The organism is Klebsiella sp. R445 (genome assembly GCF_051131755.1).
In the GTDB taxonomy this organism is placed as follows: Bacteria; Pseudomonadota; Gammaproteobacteria; order Enterobacterales; family Enterobacteriaceae; genus Klebsiella; species Klebsiella lignicola.
In genome coordinates this window covers 4,742,280-4,762,571 of the sequence record NZ_CP180446.1, presented here as the reverse complement: position 1 = coordinate 4,762,571, position 20,292 = coordinate 4,742,280, and the positions used below count along the sequence as shown (strand labels likewise).

Genomic DNA, 20,292 nt, shown 5'->3' with positions numbered 1-20,292 from the left:
GGTATCAAATAATGAGGATAAGTATAGGTAATACAAAGCAATGGAGTATTGATATGGGTCGTTTATCTACGTTTTTATCAGTAATAACGAACGCAGTCCTGCTGCCTTATTCTCGATTTCCTGCCACTCCTGCTGCGGATCGGAGCCGCTGACAATCCCGGCACCGGCATACAACCGGAGGGTGGCGTTGTCGACCTGCGCTGAACGCAGGGCCACGCAGAATTCGCTTTGCGCCCGCGACAGATAGCCTGCGGAGCCGGCGTACCATTGACGCCTGAAAGGTTCGTGACGAGTAAGAAAATCCAGTGCCGCCCGGCGCGGTAATCCGGCGACCGCGGCGGTTGGCTGCAGCTGATGCAGGCAGCGGGCATCGTCAGGTTGCTGCAGTTCGCCCCAAATGCAGCGGCGCAGATGCTGTACATTGCGCAGACGTATCACCTGCGGCGGCAGAACGTCCAGCGAGCACACCTCATCCTGCATACGCTGGCAGATGTCCTCCACCACCAGCATATTTTCACGCTGGTTTTTATCATCTTTCATTAACCAGTCGGCCAACCCTTGCGCCTGCCGATCGTCGGCATGGCTGGCGACGGTCCCGGCCAGGGCTTCAGTGCGCAGCTGCGTCCCGCGCCGACGCCACAGCCGTTCCGGCGTGGAGCCAAAGAAAGCCTGCTGAGCGCTAAAAGCCATCATGAAATGAAAACAGTGATGATTGCTACGTCGGCTGGCGGCGACCACCGCCAGCGGATCGACCGGGGCGGCAAACTGCAGATCCGTGGCGCGCGCCAGCACCACTTTCTCCATCTCTCCGACGGCGATTGCCGCGCTTGCCTGGCTAATCAAGGCACACCATTGTGGATAGTCAGGGAAATGCTGTTCGTGGAGTACCGCGGGTAACGTCGCGGGCGACGCCTGATCGGGAGTTAAAGTGGCAAGAAAGTCGCGGGCCACGCGGGCCTCTTCGTGCAGTGAGACATCGCTCCACAACAGCAGGCGCAGAGTCGCTTTGCCTGCAACCCGTCGCCACTCCAGCCGCGGCAGAAACAGGCTGCCCTCCTGCGGATTGAACGTATTAAGGCCGCAAATACGCAGATCCTCAGGGGCCTGCTCCTGCAAAAACTGATGGGCCTGGCTCAGCGAGGTGAAGGTTTTTACCGCCCCAAGGGCGGCCAACTCTTCATCGCCCGAACGCTGCTGCCAGTAGAATTGCGGCCACTGCGCCTGATGACCGCACCACAGCAGCGGGTCAAAGGCATCATCAAGCGGGAAAGCCAGAGTAAAAACTCGCATGCCGGGTGACGTCGGGAAATCGTCGGTCAGACAGCCACGTAAGCGTTCCAGCGCAGTGGAAACAGACAGCACGCAAACCTCCACAGAATAAAAACCACAGATTATACGGGGTACTAGCCTGAAATTGCAGTACCCATAATGAGGGAGCGGCTTTTACGCCGGGCGGCGCTGCCAGCAAAGCTGGCAGGCTGAAGGTGAAAAAGTATAGATTCTTTAAACGATTACGCGAATTCGTTTACCCGGCGCTGGCTTCGCGGGCCATACCAATATGGGGAATACCGTCTTCGTCGTACACTTCTGTCACCGGCTGAAAACCGAAGCTGGCATAGAAATTCTGCAGGTGTGCCTGGGCGCCGAGGTAGATCGCTTTTTGCGGCCAGTGCTGCTGGCAGCTCGCCACAGCCCGCTGCATCAACTGATTGCCCAGTTTCTCGCCGCGCGCCGCCGAACTGACGATGACCCGGCCAATCACCACCGGGTCAAATTCATCGTCGCTTTTCAGGATCCGCGCGTAGGCCAGCAGCTCATCGCCCCGCCAGGCAAGAAGATGGCGGTTTTCACCGACCAAATCGTCCCCGTCGACATCCAGATAGGGGCAAGTTTGCTCAACGACAAACACCTCACAACGCAGCTTCAGCAAGGCGTACAGCTGTGGAACGGTCAACTCTGCGTGGTGAAGATCCTGCCATGTAATCATCAACTGCTCCTGTATACTTGAGTTTTTCACCCGGCCCTGAGGACACTGGACGATGGAATTAACATTTTTGGGGACATCCGCAGGCGTGCCGACCCGTACGCGTAATATGACGTCTATCGTGTTGAATTTGCAACAACCAACGGCGGCGGAGATGTGGCTGTTCGATTGTGGAGAAGGAACCCAGCATCAGTTTCTCGACACCCCGTATCATCCCGGAAAACTGAACAAGATTTTTATCACCCACCTGCACGGCGATCACCTGTTCGGCCTGCCGGGCCTGCTGTGCAGCCGTTCAATGCAGGGCAACTCGCTGCCGCTGACGCTGTACGGGCCGACGGGACTAAAAGAGTTTGTCGAAACCGCCCTGCGCCTGAGCGGCTCGTGGACCGATTACCCGCTGACGATTGTCGAAGTGGGGCCCGGTCTGGTGTTTGATGAAGGGGGATATCGGGTCAGCGCCTTTGCGCTCAATCACCCGGTGGAATGCTACGGCTACCGCATCGAGGAACACGCCAGACCCGGTACACTGGATTCCGCCCGCCTGGTGGCCGATGGCGTCCCGCCGGGGCCGTTATTCCAGCGCCTGAAACAGGGCGAGACCGTAGAGCTGGAAGACGGACGGCTGATTGACGGCAGCCAGTATCTCGGCCCGGCGACACCCGGCAAGAAGCTGGCGATTTTTGGCGACACCGCGCCCTGCGACGCCGCACTGGAGCTGGCGCGTGGCGTTGATCTGATGGTGCATGAAACGACGCTGGAGCAGGCGATGGCGGAAAAGGCCAATAGCCGCGGGCATTCCTCAAGCCAGCAGGCGGCGGCGCTGGCGCGCGATGCCGGGGTGCGCATGTTTATCGCCACCCACTTCAGTTCGCGCTATGACGCCGAGGGCTGCCAGCGTCTGCTGACGGAGTGTCGGGAGCTGTTTCCCCGCACGCTGCTGGCCGAGGATTTTATGGTCTACAGCCTGTAGCGCGTCGAACAACGGTCCGGACAAAAAGGCAAAAAAAATGCCTGTCAGTATTGCGACTGACAGGCATGATTTCAGGGCCGGAGGTATCAACCCCGGCCATGGGGATTACATCAGCGGAGTTGCCAGCTGCACCAGGCTAATCAGCGGCTGCGGCCACACGCCGAGCAGCAGAACCAGCAGCGCAGAAATCAGCACCACGATACCGCCCGCGCTGTACTGCCAGTTCGACGGCGCATCGCGGTTCAGTTTATCCGGCGCGCTCAGGTACAGGCTCACCGCCACGCGCAGATAGTAGTAGAGGCCAATTGCCGAACCGAGCACCACCGCCCCGACCAGCCACCACAGGTGTGCATGCACACCGACCGCCAGCACGTAGAACTTACCGATAAAGCCCAGCGTCATCGGGATACCCGCCAGCGACAGCATCATCACCGTCATCACCGCCGACAGAATTGGACGGTGCCAGAACAGGCCGCGATAGGAGTACAGTGAATCGGCGTCCGGGCCACGATACGGGCTGGACATCAGGCTCACCACGCCAAACGCACCGAGGCTGCTGAACAGATAGCCGGCCAGATAAACCCCGACCGCTTCCATCGACATTTCACCGCTCTGCAGGGCGATCAGCGCCACCAGCAGATAGCCGAGATGCGAGATAGAAGAGTAACCCAACAGACGCTTGATATTGGTCTGGCTCAGCGCCATCAGGTTACCGAAGAGGATAGAGGCGAAGGCGATCAGCCCCAGCACCACGCGTACCGCTTCGCTATTGCCTACCGGCATGTACAGGAACAGACGCATAACGACGCCGAAGATAGCAATCTTGCTGGCGGTGGCCAGGAAGGTTGATACCGGCGCAGGTGCGCCCTGATACACGTCCGGAGTCCACAGGTGGAACGGCACCAGCGACAGCTTGAAGCCCAGGCCAACGATCATCAGACCCAGACCCGCCAGCAGCAACGGTTCATGCAGGGTGTTATCGGCCAGGCTCTTGCCCAGCGCCAGGAACGACAGGTTACCGGAGTTGGCATACACCAGCGCCATACCAAACAGCAGGAACGACGACGCTGCGGCGGACAAAATGGTGTATTTGATACTCGCTTCCAGCGACCGTTTCTGACGGAAGGCGTAGCCGACAAGGCCGAACAGCGGCAGCGAAATCAGTTCAATACCGAGGAACAGCGCCGCCAGATGGTTGGCACCCGCCAGCAGAATGCCACCCAGCGCGGCGATTAACACCAGCAGGTAGAACTCTTCTCTGTTGTCCTTGTACCCTTCCAGCCACGGGTACGCGAAGGTACAGGTGGCCAGACTCGCCAGCAGCACCAGCCCGGTATAGAGCATGGCGTAACCGTCGACGCGGATCAGCGGCGTGACGTCCATCGCGCCATTCTGACCCACGAACCAGAGCGAGATCAGCGCGGCGTTCAGGCCGAGAACCGACAGCGTGGCATTGAGGAAATGATTGCGTCGCCACGCAATGGAGAGCATCACAACCACCACCGTCAAGCCGACGATCAGCAGCGGTAGCAGTGCGATCAGTTGTTGTGGAGTTATTGTCATGGCGAATTACGGCCTTGTAGTAGAAACAGAATTAACAAACCACTGCTGAATGTTGCTCATCGCAGCATGTGAGGTGTCCAGAATCGGCTGCGGGAAGAAGCCCAACAGCACCAGCAGAACCACCAACAGCAGAACAATCGACAGTTCACGCAGCGACATGCCCGGCAGATCCCGCGCCGCTATTTCACTCTTCGCTTTCCCGAAGTACGCCCGGTGCAGCATCGACAGCGAGTAGACGGAGGCGAATACCAGACCAAAGGTGGAGATCACGGTAATCACCGGCACCACTTTATAGCTGCCGAACAGAATCATAAATTCGCCGACGAAGTTACCAGTACCCGGCATCCCCAACGTCGCCACCGCAAAGAACATCGACAGCGCTGGCAGCCATTTAATTTTGCTCCACAGACCGCCCATCTGACGCATATCACGGGTGTGCAGACGCTCGTACAGCTGGCCGCACAGGATGAACAAACCCGCCGCGGACAGGCCGTGGGCAATCATCTGAATCACCGCGCCCTGGTACGCCAGCTGGCTGCCGGTATAGATAGCAATCAGCACGAAGCCCATGTGGGAGACCGAGGTGTAGGCAATCAGACGTTTGATATCGTACTGACAGAACGCCATCCACGCGCCGTAGAAAATACCGATAACGCCCAGCCACATCGCAATAGGGGCAAATTCAGCGGAGGCATTCGGGAACAGCGGTAAAGCGAAACGCAGCAGACCGTAAGCTGCGGTTTTCAGCAGGATCCCCGCGAGGTCAACGGAACCCGCAGTCGGTGCCTGGGAGTGGGCATCCGGCAGCCAGCCGTGCAGCGGCACAACCGGCATCTTCACCGCGAAGGCGATAAAGAAGCCCAGCATCAGCAGATATTCCACGCCGTGGGACATCGGGGTCTTCAGCAGCGCTTCGTAATCGAAGGTCCAGACGCCGGTGGCGTTGAAGTGCACAAATGCCAGCGCCAGGATGGCAATCAGCATCACCAGACCGCTCGCCTGGGTGTAGATGAAGAACTTGGTGGCCGCCGTGATACGCGTTTTACCGTCGGACGCCTTGTGGCCCCACAGCGCGATCAGGAAGTACATCGGCACCAGCATCATCTCCCAGAAGAAGAAGAACAGGAACAGGTCGATGGCAAGGAACACGCCGATAACGCCGCCCAGGATCCACATCAGGTTGAGATGGAAGAAGCCCTGGTATTTTTCAATTTCGCGCCACGAGCACAGCACCGCCAGCACGCCAAGCAGACCGGTCAGCACCACCATCAGCAACGACAGGCCGTCGATAGCAAGGTGAATGCTGATACCGAAGCGTGGGATCCACGGCATGACAAATTCTGACTGCCACTGCGGAATACCCGCGGATTGCGTCAGAGAATAGCCGCCCTGCATCCACAGCTGCAGGCCAAGTACAAGCGTCAATCCCATGGTGATCAGCGCGATCCAGCGCGGCAACTTCACGCCAAAGCGTTCGGTCTGCCAGCACAGGAAGCCGCCAATAAAGGGGATTAGTATTAACCAGGGTAATAACATAGCTGAGTATGTCCCTTATATTTACTCCTGCTCAGGCTATCTCGCTCGGCAGTCCGAATTCCGGCAGTGCTCGCAATCCTCACGTACTTTAGTACGCTCCGGTTGCTCTGCGCTGGCGGTCTCCGGTCTGACTTCGCCGATGACGCCTGTACCTCAGGAACAGATTTTCAACGAATTCTAAAAATTCTTTTTGGGTTTGTAGGCCGGATAAGCGCAGCGCCATCCGGCAATCGCTCACCCAGCCAACAAACTCAACGCAATACCATCAGCAGCGCCAGCACGATAACCGCACCTACGCTCATGGATGCCACATACCAGCGCAGATACCCGTTCTCGCTGAACAGCAGGCCTTTACCTGCAAAGCGGGAGAGGATCGCCGGAATGTTCATCATGGCGTTCAGCGGGTCGCGTTTCAGCAGCCACGCGATGCCAAGGAATGGTTTCACGAACACCATGTCGTATAACCAGTCGAAGCCCCAGGCGTTGTACCACCAGGTGCCCAGCAGACGGCCCGGCGCGCTGTTGGCGATAGCCGTCACCAGCGTGCGTTTACCCAGCCACAGCCAGGCGGCAATCAGGATCCCGGCAATCGCGATAATCCCGGAAGTGATTTCCAGTGTCATCACGCGACCGTGCTCCAGTTCCGTGGTCTGCGGCAGGACGCCCTGCAGCGGTGGAACAATCAGCGCGCCAACGAAGGTCGACAGAACCAACAGCACGATCAGCGGCAGATGGTGGGTAATCCCCTTCCCTGCGTGGGCATGAATTTGTTCTTTACCGTGGAAGACGATGAAGATCATGCGGAAGGTATACAGCGAGGTCATAAACGCACCGACCAGGCCCGCAACCATCAGATTGATATGACCGTTGGCCATCGCACCGGCGAGGATCTCGTCCTTACTGAAGAAGCCTGCGGTGATCAGCGGCAGTGCGGACAGCGCCGCGCCCCCGACCAGGAAGCAGACGTACACCAGCGGGATAGACTTACGCAGGCCGCCCATTTTGAAGATGTTCTGTTCGTGATGGCAGGCCAGAATCACCGAGCCGGACGACAGGAACAGCAACGCTTTAAAGAACGCGTGGGTCATCAGGTGGAAAATCGCCGCATCCCACGCCTGCACGCCAAGCGCGAGGAACATGTAGCCAATCTGGCTCATGGTGGAGTAAGCGAGTACGCGTTTGATATCGGTCTGCACCAGCGCGGCAAAGCCTGCCAGAACCAGCGTCACCGCCCCGACGATCCCGACCAGATGCAGAATTTCCGGGGTCATCAGGAACAGGCCGTGAGTACGGGCAATCAGGTAGACACCGGCGGTCACCATGGTCGCGGCGTGGATCAGCGCGGAGACTGGCGTCGGGCCAGCCATCGCATCCGCAAGCCAAGTCTGCAACGGCAGCTGCGCGGATTTACCGACCGCACCACCCAGCAGCATCAGCGTCGCCCAGGTCAACATATTGTTGCCGGCTTCGAAGTGTGCTGGCGCCAGTTCGACCATTTCGCGGAAGTTCAGGGTACCCAGTTCGTTGTAGAGGATGAACAGCGCGAAGGCGAGGAACACGTCACCGACACGGGTCACCACGAACGCTTTCATCGCCGCGGCACCGTTCTTCGGATCGGTATAATAGAAACCGATCAGCAGATAGGAGCACAGGCCCACCCCTTCCCAACCGAGGTACATCAACAGCAGGTTATCGGCCAGCACCAGAACCACCATGCTGGCAATAAACAGGTTGGTGTAGGCGAAGAAGCGGGAGTACCCCTCTTCACCGCGCATATACCAGGAGGCGAACATGTGGATCAGGAAGCCCACGCCGGTGACCACGGAAAGCATGGTCAGCGACAGGCCATCCAGCACCAGGTTGAAGCCGATGTTGAAATCACCCACCGACATCCAGGTCCACAGCGGTACGCTGATCGCCTGTTTGCCGTTGGCAAAGAAGTCAACGCCGACAAACGCAGTGACCAGCGCCGCCAGCCCTACTGACCCCATTCCCACGGTGGCGGAGAGGTTTTCCGACCAGCGCCCACGGGAGAAGGAGAGCAGAACAAAGCCAATCAATGGCAGAAGTATGGTTAAGGCAAGCATGTTCATCCACGCAACTCACTTACTGAATCGATGTTCAGGTTCTGGCGGCGACGATGGAGCTGCAGCAACAGCGCCAGGCCGATACTCGCTTCCGCAGCCGCGAGGCTGATGGCGAGGATATACATTATCTGACCGTCAGTCTGGCCCCAGTAACTGCCTGCCACCACGAAAGCCAGCGCCGCAGCGTTGATCATGATCTCCAGGCTAATCAGCATAAACAGCAGATTGCGGCGGATGACCAGACCCGTCAGGCCGAGCACAAACAGGACAGCGGCGAGGATCAGCCCATGTGTTAAGGGAATCATGCGTGTTCCTCCGTTTTTCTTTTGTCGCTATCGTTCTGACGGTTGCTCAGCACTTCACCGACGCGCTCTTCGCGACCGATGTGGAAGGCAACAACCAGACCGGCCAGCAGCAGCATGGAGGCCAGCTCCACCGCCAGGACGTACGGCCCAAACAGCGCAATACCCACTTCTTTCGCGCTGATCGCCGTGCCATCAATACCCTGATCGTTCAGGCCCAGGATGGCATAGACGATAACCGCCAGCAGCACCGCAGACAAAATTGCCGGACCGATCCAGATCCCCGGCTGCAGCCATTTACGTTCCTGCTCGATTTCGCTGCCGCCCAGGTTCAGCATCATCACCACGAAGACGAACAGCACCATGATGGCCCCGGCGTAAACGATGATTTCCAGCGCACCGGCGAAATACGCGCCCAGCGAGAAGAACACCCCGGCAATCGCCAACAGCGAAATAATCAGGTACAGCAAGGCGTGTACCGGATTGGTGTGGGTGATCACTCGCAGGGTTGCGAGGATGGCGATAAGGCCACAGATATAAAAAGCGAATTCCATTGCCCTCTCCTTACGGTAACAGGCTCTTGACGTCGATAGGCTTAGCTTCGTTCTCTGCTTCGCCCTTATCTTTGCCGTCGATTGCCATACCCGCCATCCGGTAGAAGTTATATTCCGGGTATTTGCCCGGACCGGAAATCAGCAGATCCTCTTTTTCGTACACCAGATCCTGACGCTTGTATTCGCCCAGTTCGAAGTCCGGGGTCAACTGAATCGCCGTGGTCGGGCACGCCTCTTCACACAGGCCGCAGAAAATGCAGCGTGAGAAGTTGATGCGGAAAAATTCCGGGTACCAGCGGCCGTCTTTGGTCTCTGCTTTCTGCAAAGAGATACAACCTACCGGACAGGCTACCGCACACAGGTTACAGGCAACGCAGCGCTCTTCACCGTCCGGGTCGCGCGTCAGCACGATACGGCCACGGTAGCGCGGCGGCAGATATACCGGCTCTTCCGGATACATCTGTGTTTCACGTTTGGCGAAGGCGTGCATCCCGATCATGCAGATACTGCGGACCTGGGTGCCGAACCCCACCAATAATTCTTTTAAGGTCATGGTCAATTCACCCCTTATTGCGCCTGCCAGAGAATGACAGCCGCCGTTACCAACAAGTTGATCAGCGTTAACGGCAGGCATACCTTCCAGCCAAAGGACATTACCTGGTCATAACGCGGACGCGGTAATGATGCGCGGATCAAAATGAACATCATCATGAAGAACGCGGTTTTCAGCGCGAACCAGATGAACGGAGGTAACCATGGGCCATTCCAGCCGCCGAAGAACAGCGTCACGATCAGCGCTGACACGGTGACAATCCCGATGTATTCACCCACGAAGAACAGACCGAACTTCATACCGGAATATTCAATGTGGTAACCATCGGCCAGTTCCTGCTCGGCTTCCGGTTGGTCAAACGGGTGACGGTGACAGACCGCAACGCCCGCGATGGCAAAGGTGACAAAACCAAAGAACTGCGGAATGACGTTCCACAGATGCGCCTGGTTGTTGACGATATCGCTCATGTTGAACGAGCCCGCCTGCGCCACCACGCCCATCAGCGACAGACCGAGGAATACTTCGTAGCTCAGGGTCTGCGCAGAAGCACGCATCGCCCCCAGCAGCGAGTATTTGTTGTTACTCGACCAGCCGGCGAACAGCACCGCGTAAACCGCAAGGCCTGCCATCATCAGGAAGAACAGGATGCCGATGTTCAGGTCGGCAACCACCCACGTCGGGCTGACCGGCACGATAGCAAAGGCCAGCAGTAATGACGTGAAGGCAATAACCGGTGCCAGGGTAAAGATGACGCGGTCCGTAAAGCGCGGAACCCAGTCCTCTTTAAAGAACATCTTGATCATGTCGGCGACCAACTGCAGCGAGCCGCCCCAGCCGACACGGTTCGGTCCGTAGCGGTTCTGGAACAGGCCCAGCAGACGACGTTCGCCAAAGCTCATGAACGCGCCGCAGGTCACCACCACCAGCAGAATGACAACGGCTTTCAGGATGCTTAACAGAATGTCGATGAGATCCGGTGTTAACCAACTCATGCTTTCGCCTCCTGCAGTGTGTCAATACGAACCCCGGTCAGTACCGGTGCAATGCCCGGCATGCCCATCGGCAAGCCAACCTGCCCTGCGGTCAGACCAGCCGAGACGATCAGCGGCAGGCTCAGCGCCTGGCCTTCAACGCTAAAGGAGAGCATCGCGCCATCGTTAACGCCAAGCTTCGCAGCATCTGTCGGGTTGAGCTTAATGTACGGCTGCGGCATGCGGCTCTGGAAGACCGGAGAACGCTGCGACAGCTCATCGCTGCCAAACAGATGGTAGTAAGGCGCAATACGCCATTTCCCTTCTTCCACCTGGAAGCTGGCCGGCACCGCGGTGAAGTACTCAAGACCGCTGGCAGACGCTTCGATCAGACGCACGCCCGGATCGCCGTGACGCAGTTTCCCGCCCACTTCATCCTGGAACTTGTTCCACGCCTGCGGGGAGTTCCAGCCCGGCGCCCAGGCAAACGGAATTTGCGAACGCGGCGCGGACGGCTGGTTGTTCCCTTCCATTGAGAAGGCAAACATGGTGTCTTTATCTTGCGGCTGACGCGGTTCGTGCACGCTGATATTGGCGCGCATTGCCGTACGGCCACTGTAACGATGCGGTTCACGGGCCAGCTTCTGCCCACGAATGCGGAAGGTCGCATCCGGCGCAGCATCTTTAATCCCCGCCAGCTGCGGCAGTTTCGCCACGGCAGCATCAATGACATGGTCCAGTTGGGTCCAGTCAACCTGACGGTTGTCGACGGTGCTGTGCAGAGAGTGCAGCCAGCGCCAGCTTTCCAGCATCACGGTATTGGCGTCGTAGTAAGCCGGGTCGTAAACCTGGAAGAAACGCTGGGCGCGGCCTTCGTTGTTCACCACCGTGCCGTCGCTTTCGGCAAAGCTCGCGGCGGACAGCACCAGGTGGGCTTTGTCCATAATCGCGGTACGCTGATGGTCGATAACCATCACCAGCGGCGCTTTCGCCAGGGCAGCATCTACGCGCGCAGCGGAAGCATGACGGTGCAGATCGTTTTCCAGCACCACCACGGCATCGGCCGCACCGGTTTCCAGCTCGCTCAGCGCGGCTTCCAGAGAACCGCCACCAATCATGCCCAAACCGACGCTGTTAACCGCGCGGGCCACCATGGTGACACCGACGTCAATGCCGCGACCTTTCAGCGCTTTCGCCACGTTAGCGGCGGCCTGAATGATTTCGATGCTACCGGCGTTGGTCCCGGAGACAATCAGCGGCTTCTTCGCCCCGGCCAGCGCCTGGACGATAACGTCGATTTTGCCTTTCAGGTCGCTGCTCAGTCCGTCCACTGCCGGCGCGGAATCATCCAGCGCATGGGCGATGGCAAAGCCCAGGCGAGCCTGGTCTTCAACCGGCGCGCGGTAGGTCCACGCGGCGACATCGTCGAGACGGGTGTCATCAATATTGGTGACAAACAGCGGGTGTTTCGCACGTTGACCGATGTTAAGGATCGCCGCGATCTGCCAGTCAGCCACTTTCTGGGCCGCCGCCATTTCACGTGCTTTGCCTTTCACCGCCTGACGCACGGCCAGCGCGATGCGGGCGCCTGTCTGGGTAATATCTTCGCCCAGCACCAGAACCGCATCGTAGGATTCGATTTCGCGCAGCGCCGGGGTATGAATCCCACCGTCACGCAGCACTTTCAGCATCATCTGCAGACGTTCCTGCTCTGCTTTGGCGATGCCGGTATAGAAGTTGTCTTCACCCACCAGCTCACGCAGCGCGAAGTTGCTTTCGATGCTGGCACGCGGAGAGCCGATACCGATCACTTTTTTCGACTGACGCAGAATATCCGCAGCGCCCTGCATCGCCTGTTCGGCGTTGAGGGCAATCAGATCGTCGCCACGGCGCTGAACTGGCTGACGCGGACGGTCTTTCAGGTTCACATAGCCATAGCCGAAACGACCACGGTCGCAGAGGAAGTAGCGGTTTACGGTACCGTTGTAACGGTTTTCGATACGACGCAGTTCGCCATAACGCTCACCCGGGCTGATGTTGCAGCCGATGGAACACTGCTGGCAGATGCTCGGGGCAAACTGCATATCCCATTTACGGTTATAGCGCTCGGAGTGCGTTTTATCGGTGAATACGCCGGTCGGACAGACTTCAACCAGGTTGCCGGAGAATTCGCTTTCCAGCACGCCATCTTCCGGGCGACCAAAGTAGACGTTGTCATGCGCGCCATACACGCCCAGATCGGTGCCGTCGGCATAATCTTTGTAGTAACGCACGCAGCGATAGCAGGCGATGCAGCGGTTCATTTCGTGAGAGATGAACGGCCCCAGGTCCTGGTTGCGGTGGGTACGCTTGGTGAAACGGTAGCGGCGGAAGCTGTGACCGGTCATCACGGTCATATCCTGCAGGTGGCAGTTGCCGCCCTCTTCGCAGACCGGGCAGTCGTGCGGGTGGTTGGTCATCAACCACTCGACCACGCTCTCGCGGAACTGCTTCGCTTCACCGTCGTCAATAGAAATAAAGGTCCCGTCGGATGCCGGCGTCATACAGGACATCACCAGGCGACCACGCGTGTCTTCCGCGTTTTGATATTGCTTCACCGCACACTGGCGGCAAGCACCGACGCTACCGAGCGCCGGATGCCAGCAAAAGTAGGGAATATCAAGCCCAAGAGAGAGACAAGCCTCTAGCAGGTTGTCCGCTCCGTTGACCTCGTATTCTTTGCCATCTACATGAATCGTAGCCATTAGCATGCTTCCAAATTAAAAAATCGTTACCACTGCCTCATTCAGTTGCCGTCTTGCCGCAGGCTGAATGAGTGTGTGGGAATCACCAGCGCGTCTTAAGCAGGTTCGGCTGAATCCCGTTGATAGCATGGGTATTGCTGAACTGCTGCTTAATGCCTGCTTCGAATTCGTCGCGGAAATATTTAATGGCGCTCTGCAGCGGTTCGACCGCACCTGGCGCATGCGCACAGAAGGTTTTCCCCGGCCCCAGGAATCGACACAGTTGCTCAAGAGTCTCGATATCCCCCGGCTGGCCTTCTCCGCGTTCCAGCGCACGCAGAATTTTCACGCTCCACGGCAGACCGTCACGGCATGGCGTACACCAGCCGCAGGACTCGCGGGCGAAAAACTCTTCCAGGTTACGTACCAGCGGAACCATGCCAATCTCGTGGTCGACGGCCATCGCCAGTGCGGTACCCAAACGGCTCCCCGCTTTACCAATACTTTCGAATTCCATCGGCAGATCAAGATGCGCTTCGGTCAGGAAGTCGGTCCCCGCCCCACCCGGCTGCCAGGCCTTAAACTTCAGGCCATCACGCATGCCGCCAGCGTAATCTTCGAGGATTTCACGCGCGGTGGTACCAAACGGCAGCTCCCATACGCCCGGATTTTTCACCCGGCCAGAGAAGCCCATCAGTTTGGTTCCGGCATCTTTGCTGGTTGAAATGTTCTGGTACCACTCAACGCCGTTGGCCAGAATCGCCGGGACGTTGCACAGGGTTTCGACGTTGTTGACGCAGGTCGGTTTCCCCCACACGCCGGAGCTCGCCGGGAACGGCGGCTTGGAGCGCGGGTTGGCGCGACGACCTTCGAGGGAGTTAATCAGCGCGGTCTCTTCACCGCAGATGTAACGCCCTGCCCCGGTGTGGACAAACAGCTCGAAATCAAAACCGGTACCGAGAATGTTTTTGCCAAGCAAACCGGCTTCGGTCGCTTCGGCAATTGCCCGGCGCAGGTGTTGAGCGGCTTCAATGTATTCGCCGCGCAGGAAGATGTAGCCGCGGTACGCTTTCAGCGCAAACGCGGAAATCAGCATGCCTTCCACCAGCAGGTGCGGCAGCTGCTCCATCAGCAGGCGGTCTTTATAGGTGCCCGGTTCCATTTCATCGGCGTTACACAGCAGGTAACGGATGTTCATGGATTCGTCTTTCGGCATCAGGCTCCACTTCAGACCGGTGGAAAAGCCTGCGCCGCCGCGTCCTTTCAGACCGGCGTCTTTTACCTGATTGACGATCTCATCCGGTGCCAGGCCCAGCAGCGCTTTACGGGCACCGGCATAGCCATTTTTGCTCTGATATTCATCCAGCCACACCGGCTGTTTATCATCGCGCAGGCGCCAGGTCAGCGGATGCGTTTCAGCAGTACGGATCACTGTCTTCATTTATACTGCTCCAACAGGTCAGGAATCGCCTCCGGTGTCAGATAACTGTGAGTATCCTCATCAATCATCATCGTCGGCCCCTTGTCGCAGTTGCCCAGGCAGCAGGTCGGCAGCAGAGTAAAGCGGCCATCAAAGGTGGTTTGACCCGGTTTGATGTCGAGCTTTTTCTCGATAGCGGACTGGATCCCCTGGAAGCCGGTGATATGGCACACCACGCTGTCGCAATAGCGGATCACGTGGCGACCAACCGGTTGGCGGAAGATCTGGCTGTAGAAGGTGGCGACGCCTTCGACGTCACTAGCCGGGATGCCCAGTACGTCAGCGATCGCATAGATCGCGCCATCCGGCACCCAGCCACGCTGCTTCTGAACGATCTTCAGCGCTTCAATGGACGCCGCACGCGGGTCTTCGTAGTGGTGCTTCTCGTGCTCAATGGCCTCACGCTCTGCCGCACTCAGCTCAAAAGCCTCGGTTTGTGGTTGTTGATTCTCGTGCATAATTAGCGGTCCACGTCTGACATAACAAAATCGATACTACCCAGATAGACGATCAGGTCGGATACCAGGCTGCCGCGAATAGCCGCCGGGATCTGCTGCAGGTGCGCATAGCTCGGCGTACGGATACGGGTACGATAGCTCATGGTGCTGCCGTCGCTGGTCAGGTAGTAACTGTTAATACCCTTCGTCGCTTCAATCATCTGGAAGGATTCGTTGGCCGGCATTACCGGGCCCCAGGAAACCTGCAGGAAGTGCGTGATCAGGGTTTCGATATGCTGCAGCGTGCGCTCTTTCGGCGGCGGCGTCGTCAGCGGATGATCCGCTTTGAACGGGCCTTCCGGCATGTTGTCGAGACACTGCTGAAGAATACGCAGGCTCTGGCGCAGCTCTTCAACTTTCAGCATCACGCGGGTATAGCAGTCGGAAATACCGCCACCGGTCGGGACTTCAAAGTCAAAGTTTTCATAGCCAGAATATGGACGCCATTTACGCACGTCGAAGGCAATCCCGGTCGCACGCAGGCCCGCACCGGTGGTACCCCACTCCAGCGCTTCTTTGGCGTTATAGGCGGCAACCCCTTTCGAACGGCCGATCAGAATGCTGTTGCGCAGCGCGGCTTTCTCGTAAGAGTCCAGACGTTTTGGCATCCACTCAAGGAATTCACGCAGCAGGCGATCCCAGCCACGCGGCAGATCGTGCGCCACACCACCGATACGGAACCACGCCGGGTGCATACGGAAGCCGGTAATCGCTTCCACCAGATCGTAGATCTTCTGACGGTCGGTAAAGGCGAAGAACACCGGGGTCATCGCACCGACGTCCTGAATAAAGGTCGAGATGTACAGCAGGTGACTGTTGATACGGAACAGTTCGGAGAGCATGACGCGAATGACGTTCACGCGATCCGGCACGGTGATCCCGGCCAGCTTCTCTACCGCCAGTACGTAAGGCATCTCATTGACGCAGCCGCCGAGGTATTCGATACGGTCGGTATACGGAATGTAGCTGTGCCAGGACTGGCGTTCGCCCATCTTTTCAGCACCACGGTGGTGGTAGCCGATGTCCGGCACACAGTCGACGATCTCTTCACCATCAAGCTGCAGAACGATACGGAACGCACCGTGCGCGGACGGGTGGTTCGGGCCGAGGTTAAGGAACATAAAGTCCTCGTTTTCGGTCCCGCGCTTCATGCCCCACTCTTCCGGTTTGAAGGTCAGCGCTTCCATTTCCAGATCCTGCTTGGCCTTGGTCAGCTCAAACGGGTCGAATTCGGTGGCGCGCGCCGGGTAGTCTTTACGCAGCGGATGCCCTTCCCAGGTCGGCGGCATCATGATGCGCGTCAGGTGTGGGTGGCCTTCGATATCAATGCCAAACATTTCCCAGGTCTCACGCTCATACCAGTTGGCGTTCGGGAACAGTTTGGTAAAGGTCGGAACTCGCAGATCGTTTTCGGACAATGCTACCTTGAGCATGATGTCGCGATTACGTTCAATGGAGATCAGGTGATAAAAAACAGAAAAGTCCGCGGCGGGTAAGCCGTCACGGTGGGTGCGCAGACGCTCGTCCATGCCATGTAAGTCAAACAGCATGACGTAAGGCTTCGGCAGTTTCTTCAGGAAATCGCCCACCTCCAGCAGCTGTTCGCGCTTAACCCAGACCACCGGAACGCCGGTGCGGGTTGGCTGAACGGTAAAGGCATCCGGCCCAAAACGATTGCGCAGTTCGCCGATCACCGGGTCATCGAGGTGATCGCGGGTTTGCCAGGCGGGTGCGGCATCATGCGCATGTAAATCGGTCATATTGTTCACCATTGCAAAAGGTCCGTGGTGACTGCCGGGCGGGACTTCGCGCTGTTGTAGATTGATTTGCGAAGTATTGTTCCACCGCCCGCAGGCGCAAGTTAAATCTCGTCCGGCGTCCGCAGATTGGTCACTGCAATGCGTTCACCACGTTTACGCTCGCGTTCCGACTGCATGTTGGCGCGATACACGCCCTGATCGCCAACCACCCACGAGAGCGGACGACGTTCTTTACCAATGGACTCCTGCAGCAGCATCAGCGCCTGCATATAAGCTTCCGGACGCGGCGGACAGCCCGGGATGTAAACATCAACCGGGATAAACTTGTCCACGCCCTGGACGACAGAATAAATATCGTACATCCCGCCAGAGTTAGCACATGCGCCCATGGAGATAACCCACTTCGGCTCCAGCATCTGATCGTAAAGACGCTGAATAACCGGCGCCATTTTGGTGAAGCAGGTACCGGCAACGACCATCAGGTCAGCCTGACGCGGGGAAGCACGCAGTACCTCGGCGCCAAAACGCGCAACGTCATGCACCGCAGTGAATGACGTCACCATTTCAACGTAGCAACATGACAGGCCAAAGTTGTAAGGCCAGATTGAGTTCTTACGGCCCCAGTTCACCATGTCGTGTAGCGCGTGTTCGAGCTTGCCCATATACACGCTTTTGTTGACTTCTTGCTCCAGGGGGTCGGTGACGATCTCCTGTTTCTGCAGGGGGTAACGGTCGTTCTCACCGTTAGGATCTATGCGGGTGAGCGTATAATCCATCTTATTGCCTCGCTTTTACTGCATATGACGGTTAGTGGGACTGTCTGTTTCTGAGTTAACCAGCGTGCGACGGGAACGCGTAGGCGTCCAGTCCAGTGCGCCGATACGAACGAGGTAAACCAGACCTGCCAGTAGCACTAAAATGAAAATTGCGGCTTCCACAAAGCCGACCCACCCGCTCTCGCGAATAGATGTCGACCATGCGTAGAGATACAGGGCTTCCACGTCGAAGATAACGAAGAACATGGCAACCAGATAAAACTTCGCAGAAAGACGTAAGCGAGCCGAACCAACGGAGTCGATCCCCGATTCAAACGGCGTGTTCTTGCTCCGCGCGCGCGCGCGACCGCCGAGGTACCAGCCCCCGATCAGCATCAGGCAGCACAGGCCGATGGCAATGATGAGAAATATAGCGAATGCCCAATGATGAGCGATGACTTCAGTGGATGTTGACATACGCATTGCTTAACCAAAAAAGTGTAGCGCTTAACCCTCTGCTCTTACTGGCAGATGAACGCCACAGCGTTTCACGGGAGGAATAAAAAAATAACCTTGCAAAAAAGCGTCCCTACTTAGCGTAGAAGGCTGTATGCGGTGGCTTTTTACCCCTTTCTTTAACCTTTTGTCAACTTCAACAAAAGTTTTAACAACATTAATTTACATTAGCTTTTTTTCATTAACATTAAATGCCCTTTTATGCGAAATAACCTTGCATACAAACCGGATTTAGTGTTGTTGAATCGTGTCCGTTTCTGTTGTAAATCAAAATACCCATCTATTTTGACAGGATTCAGCCTCGATTCCTCCCCCTAAGGAGGGGTATTTTCTTGATCTGCGACACGGTTTTGTTAATTAAATCCATAAAACAGCAACAAACCTGTCGGTTTTTTAACATTAGCATGAAGTATTGAAAGTGCAGGGAAAAGTAGCGAAGTTAGTACACCATTAAACGTAACTGACTGATAAATAAAACAATAAAGTAAAAAAGCGCTGAAAATGATTGTAAAATAAGGAAAAAAAGAGCCACCGCGGTGAATTTAAACCTTAGTGGCGCTTTTTTCACACTTACAATTTGTTACCAGCTTTTTGTGATCTGAGCGACTTATTCCGTTCAGGAAACGAAGGTACTGTCTCCCCCTTCAGGGGTAAACACAGCCTCAGATGACCAGGGATTATAATCCTGGCTCAGCGACTGGAAGATGGCCTGCGCCGATTCGCTCGCCTGCTGCGGATGACAGCTCAGCACATACTGCGTGTCTGGTAATCCCGGGAGTCCTTCGTTTTTACCGACCACACGTAATTCCGGGCTCATCATTTCAACAGGCCGTGCCGTAACGCCCAGTCCGGCTTTAACCGCCGCTCTCACGCCGGTCAGCGTCGTCGCCGAGTGCGCCAGATGCCATGGCGTGCCGGCAGCATTCAGCGCGGCAATGATATCGGTACGGAACGGACCCGGCTCTTCGAGCAGAACCAGCGGAACTGAAGCCTCGTGAGGCAGCACATAATCCGCCGCGCAGTACCATAGCGTAGGCGACGTGCGCAGCATCAGCGTATCGACGTTGTCACTCTGGTGGGTCGTCAACGCCAGATCAATCTCGCCGCTCGCCAGCATCCCGACCACATCCGGGTGATTCAGAACTTTGATTTCCAGCGTCAGCTTGGGGTAAAACCCACCGATCCGGCTTAATAAGAACGGCAAAATCGTATCTGCCGTTTCATCAGAAGCCCCGATGGTTAAGACTCCCTGCAGACCGCTGAACATCAGCGATATACAGGCTTCATCATTGAAGCGCAGAATTTTTCGTGCGTAGCCCAGCAGCTGAATACCCTGCTCGGTCAGCAATTTATTGCGCCCGTGACGGGCAAAGAGCTCTTTGCCAACCAGCTGCTCCAGACGCTGCATCTGTTGGCTGACGGCAGACTGGGTACGGCATACTGCGGCCGCCGCAGCGGCAAAGGTACTGAGATCGGCAACGGCAACGAATGTTCTCAACAGATCAAGATCAAGATTCAGTATCGGACGATTTGCATTTATCATATTTTTCACTCACAGGTTGCGAATGCTAACCTGCCTCGTTGATGCTGTGCTCCAGGTTTCCGGCTATTCCTTGAGCCTTGTGCCAGCCAAAAAATGAATGGCAACTGGAAGAACGTTATTGCATTTGAAAGTACTCGTTCGCGACAAGTGCGCGAAATCTCTGAGTAATAAATTATTCGTACCTCTACGCTTTATTGGCCTGAACAGATATCTGTGACGTTATTCAAAAAAAACATCATCAAGCGCAGTAATTGGCTCAGAGCACAAATCACCGCCTCTGGCAGCGAGCGTAAAGACAAACAAAAACCTGCAATAACAATACATTAATAACAACCTGAGAAAATATCAGGTCCTTGTTCGATATTAACGAACGTATCCTAACCGAAAACTGAATTATTGATAAGATCTAATCATTATTATTAAAGCCAATTTTAAATTTTTTTCAGCTCTTTAATTAAATTAACAAAAACAGAAGCCTGACTTGCGTAAAAAATA

The 20,292-nt window shown here is 56.6% G+C and carries 17 protein-coding genes; 1 reads left to right on the top strand and 16 read right to left on the bottom strand.

Annotated features, from left to right (window positions below; all coding sequences use genetic code 11):
- Positions 1 to 66 precede the first annotated feature (66 nt).
- Together menF and ACMYSN_RS22520 are read right to left on the bottom strand one after the other, a co-directional pair.
- Positions 67 to 1,362, bottom strand: coding sequence for an isochorismate synthase MenF (menF, locus tag ACMYSN_RS22525; RefSeq protein ID WP_462496220.1), 1,296 nt, complete (start codon positions 1,360 to 1,362; stop codon positions 67 to 69).
- Positions 1,363 to 1,525: 163 nt separating this feature from the next.
- Positions 1,526 to 1,987, bottom strand: coding sequence for a GNAT family N-acetyltransferase (locus tag ACMYSN_RS22520; RefSeq protein ID WP_123755223.1), 462 nt, complete (start codon positions 1,985 to 1,987; stop codon positions 1,526 to 1,528).
- Positions 1,988 to 2,039: 52 nt separating this feature from the next.
- Here ACMYSN_RS22520 and rnz point away from each other — a divergent pair, with 52 nt between their 5' ends.
- Positions 2,040 to 2,957, top strand: coding sequence for an MBL fold metallo-hydrolase (rnz, locus tag ACMYSN_RS22515; protein WP_462496219.1), 918 nt, complete (start codon positions 2,040 to 2,042; stop codon positions 2,955 to 2,957).
- A gap of 105 nt (positions 2,958 to 3,062) precedes the next feature.
- Here rnz and nuoN read toward each other — a convergent pair whose 3' ends face one another.
- The 14 genes from nuoN to ACMYSN_RS22445 form a co-directional block, all read right to left on the bottom strand.
- Positions 3,063 to 4,520 (bottom strand): NADH-quinone oxidoreductase subunit NuoN, encoded by a 1,458-nt coding sequence (gene nuoN / locus ACMYSN_RS22510; protein ID WP_123755225.1) that lies wholly within the window; start codon positions 4,518 to 4,520, stop codon positions 3,063 to 3,065.
- Between the two features lie 6 nt (positions 4,521 to 4,526).
- Entirely contained in the window at positions 4,527 to 6,056 is a 1,530-nt protein-coding gene (gene nuoM, locus ACMYSN_RS22505; RefSeq protein WP_462496218.1) for an NADH-quinone oxidoreductase subunit M, read from the bottom strand.
- Between the two features lie 251 nt (positions 6,057 to 6,307).
- The gene (gene nuoL, locus ACMYSN_RS22500) at positions 6,308 to 8,149 is read right to left on the bottom strand and encodes an NADH-quinone oxidoreductase subunit L (RefSeq protein ID WP_123755227.1); all 1,842 of its coding nucleotides are present in this window, start codon (positions 8,147 to 8,149) and stop codon (positions 6,308 to 6,310) included.
- Positions 8,146 to 8,448, bottom strand: coding sequence for an NADH-quinone oxidoreductase subunit NuoK (nuoK, locus tag ACMYSN_RS22495; protein WP_100682775.1), 303 nt, complete (start codon positions 8,446 to 8,448; stop codon positions 8,146 to 8,148). Before nuoK ends, nuoL begins: the two co-directional genes overlap by 4 nt.
- A complete protein-coding gene (nuoJ, locus tag ACMYSN_RS22490; protein ID WP_123755228.1) occupies positions 8,445 to 8,999 on the bottom strand; it encodes an NADH-quinone oxidoreductase subunit J in 555 nt (184 codons plus the stop codon). Before nuoJ ends, nuoK begins: the two co-directional genes overlap by 4 nt.
- Before the next feature lie 10 nt (positions 9,000 to 9,009).
- On the bottom strand, positions 9,010 to 9,552 hold the full coding sequence (nuoI, locus tag ACMYSN_RS22485) for an NADH-quinone oxidoreductase subunit NuoI (protein WP_015365590.1): 543 nt from the start codon (positions 9,550 to 9,552) through the stop codon (positions 9,010 to 9,012).
- Positions 9,553 to 9,566: 14 nt separating this feature from the next.
- Complete coding sequence (nuoH, locus tag ACMYSN_RS22480; protein WP_004865093.1) at positions 9,567 to 10,544, bottom strand: NADH-quinone oxidoreductase subunit NuoH; 978 nt, start codon at positions 10,542 to 10,544, stop codon at positions 9,567 to 9,569.
- Positions 10,541 to 13,267, bottom strand: coding sequence for an NADH-quinone oxidoreductase subunit G (gene nuoG, locus ACMYSN_RS22475; protein ID WP_462496217.1), 2,727 nt, complete (start codon positions 13,265 to 13,267; stop codon positions 10,541 to 10,543). Before nuoG ends, nuoH begins: the two co-directional genes overlap by 4 nt.
- Before the next feature lie 82 nt (positions 13,268 to 13,349).
- Positions 13,350 to 14,687, bottom strand: coding sequence for an NADH-quinone oxidoreductase subunit NuoF (gene nuoF, locus ACMYSN_RS22470; RefSeq protein ID WP_123755230.1), 1,338 nt, complete (start codon positions 14,685 to 14,687; stop codon positions 13,350 to 13,352).
- On the bottom strand, positions 14,684 to 15,184 hold the full coding sequence (nuoE, locus tag ACMYSN_RS22465) for an NADH-quinone oxidoreductase subunit NuoE (RefSeq protein ID WP_004865099.1): 501 nt from the start codon (positions 15,182 to 15,184) through the stop codon (positions 14,684 to 14,686). Before nuoE ends, nuoF begins: the two co-directional genes overlap by 4 nt.
- Positions 15,185 to 15,186: 2 nt before the next feature.
- Entirely contained in the window at positions 15,187 to 16,995 is a 1,809-nt protein-coding gene (nuoC, locus tag ACMYSN_RS22460) for an NADH-quinone oxidoreductase subunit C/D (RefSeq protein WP_123755231.1), read from the bottom strand.
- A gap of 89 nt (positions 16,996 to 17,084) precedes the next feature.
- Positions 17,085 to 17,759, bottom strand: a complete 675-nt coding sequence (gene nuoB / locus ACMYSN_RS22455) for an NADH-quinone oxidoreductase subunit NuoB (RefSeq protein WP_002913178.1) — start codon at positions 17,757 to 17,759, stop codon at positions 17,085 to 17,087.
- 15 nt (positions 17,760 to 17,774) lie between these two features.
- Positions 17,775 to 18,221 carry an NADH-quinone oxidoreductase subunit A gene (gene nuoA, locus ACMYSN_RS22450; protein ID WP_462496216.1) on the bottom strand — a complete coding sequence of 149 codons (447 nt, stop codon included), beginning with the start codon at positions 18,219 to 18,221 and terminating at the stop codon, positions 17,775 to 17,777.
- Between the two features lie 649 nt (positions 18,222 to 18,870).
- Entirely contained in the window at positions 18,871 to 19,797 is a 927-nt protein-coding gene (locus ACMYSN_RS22445) for a LysR family transcriptional regulator (RefSeq protein WP_462496215.1), read from the bottom strand.
- Positions 19,798 to 20,292 lie beyond the last annotated feature (495 nt).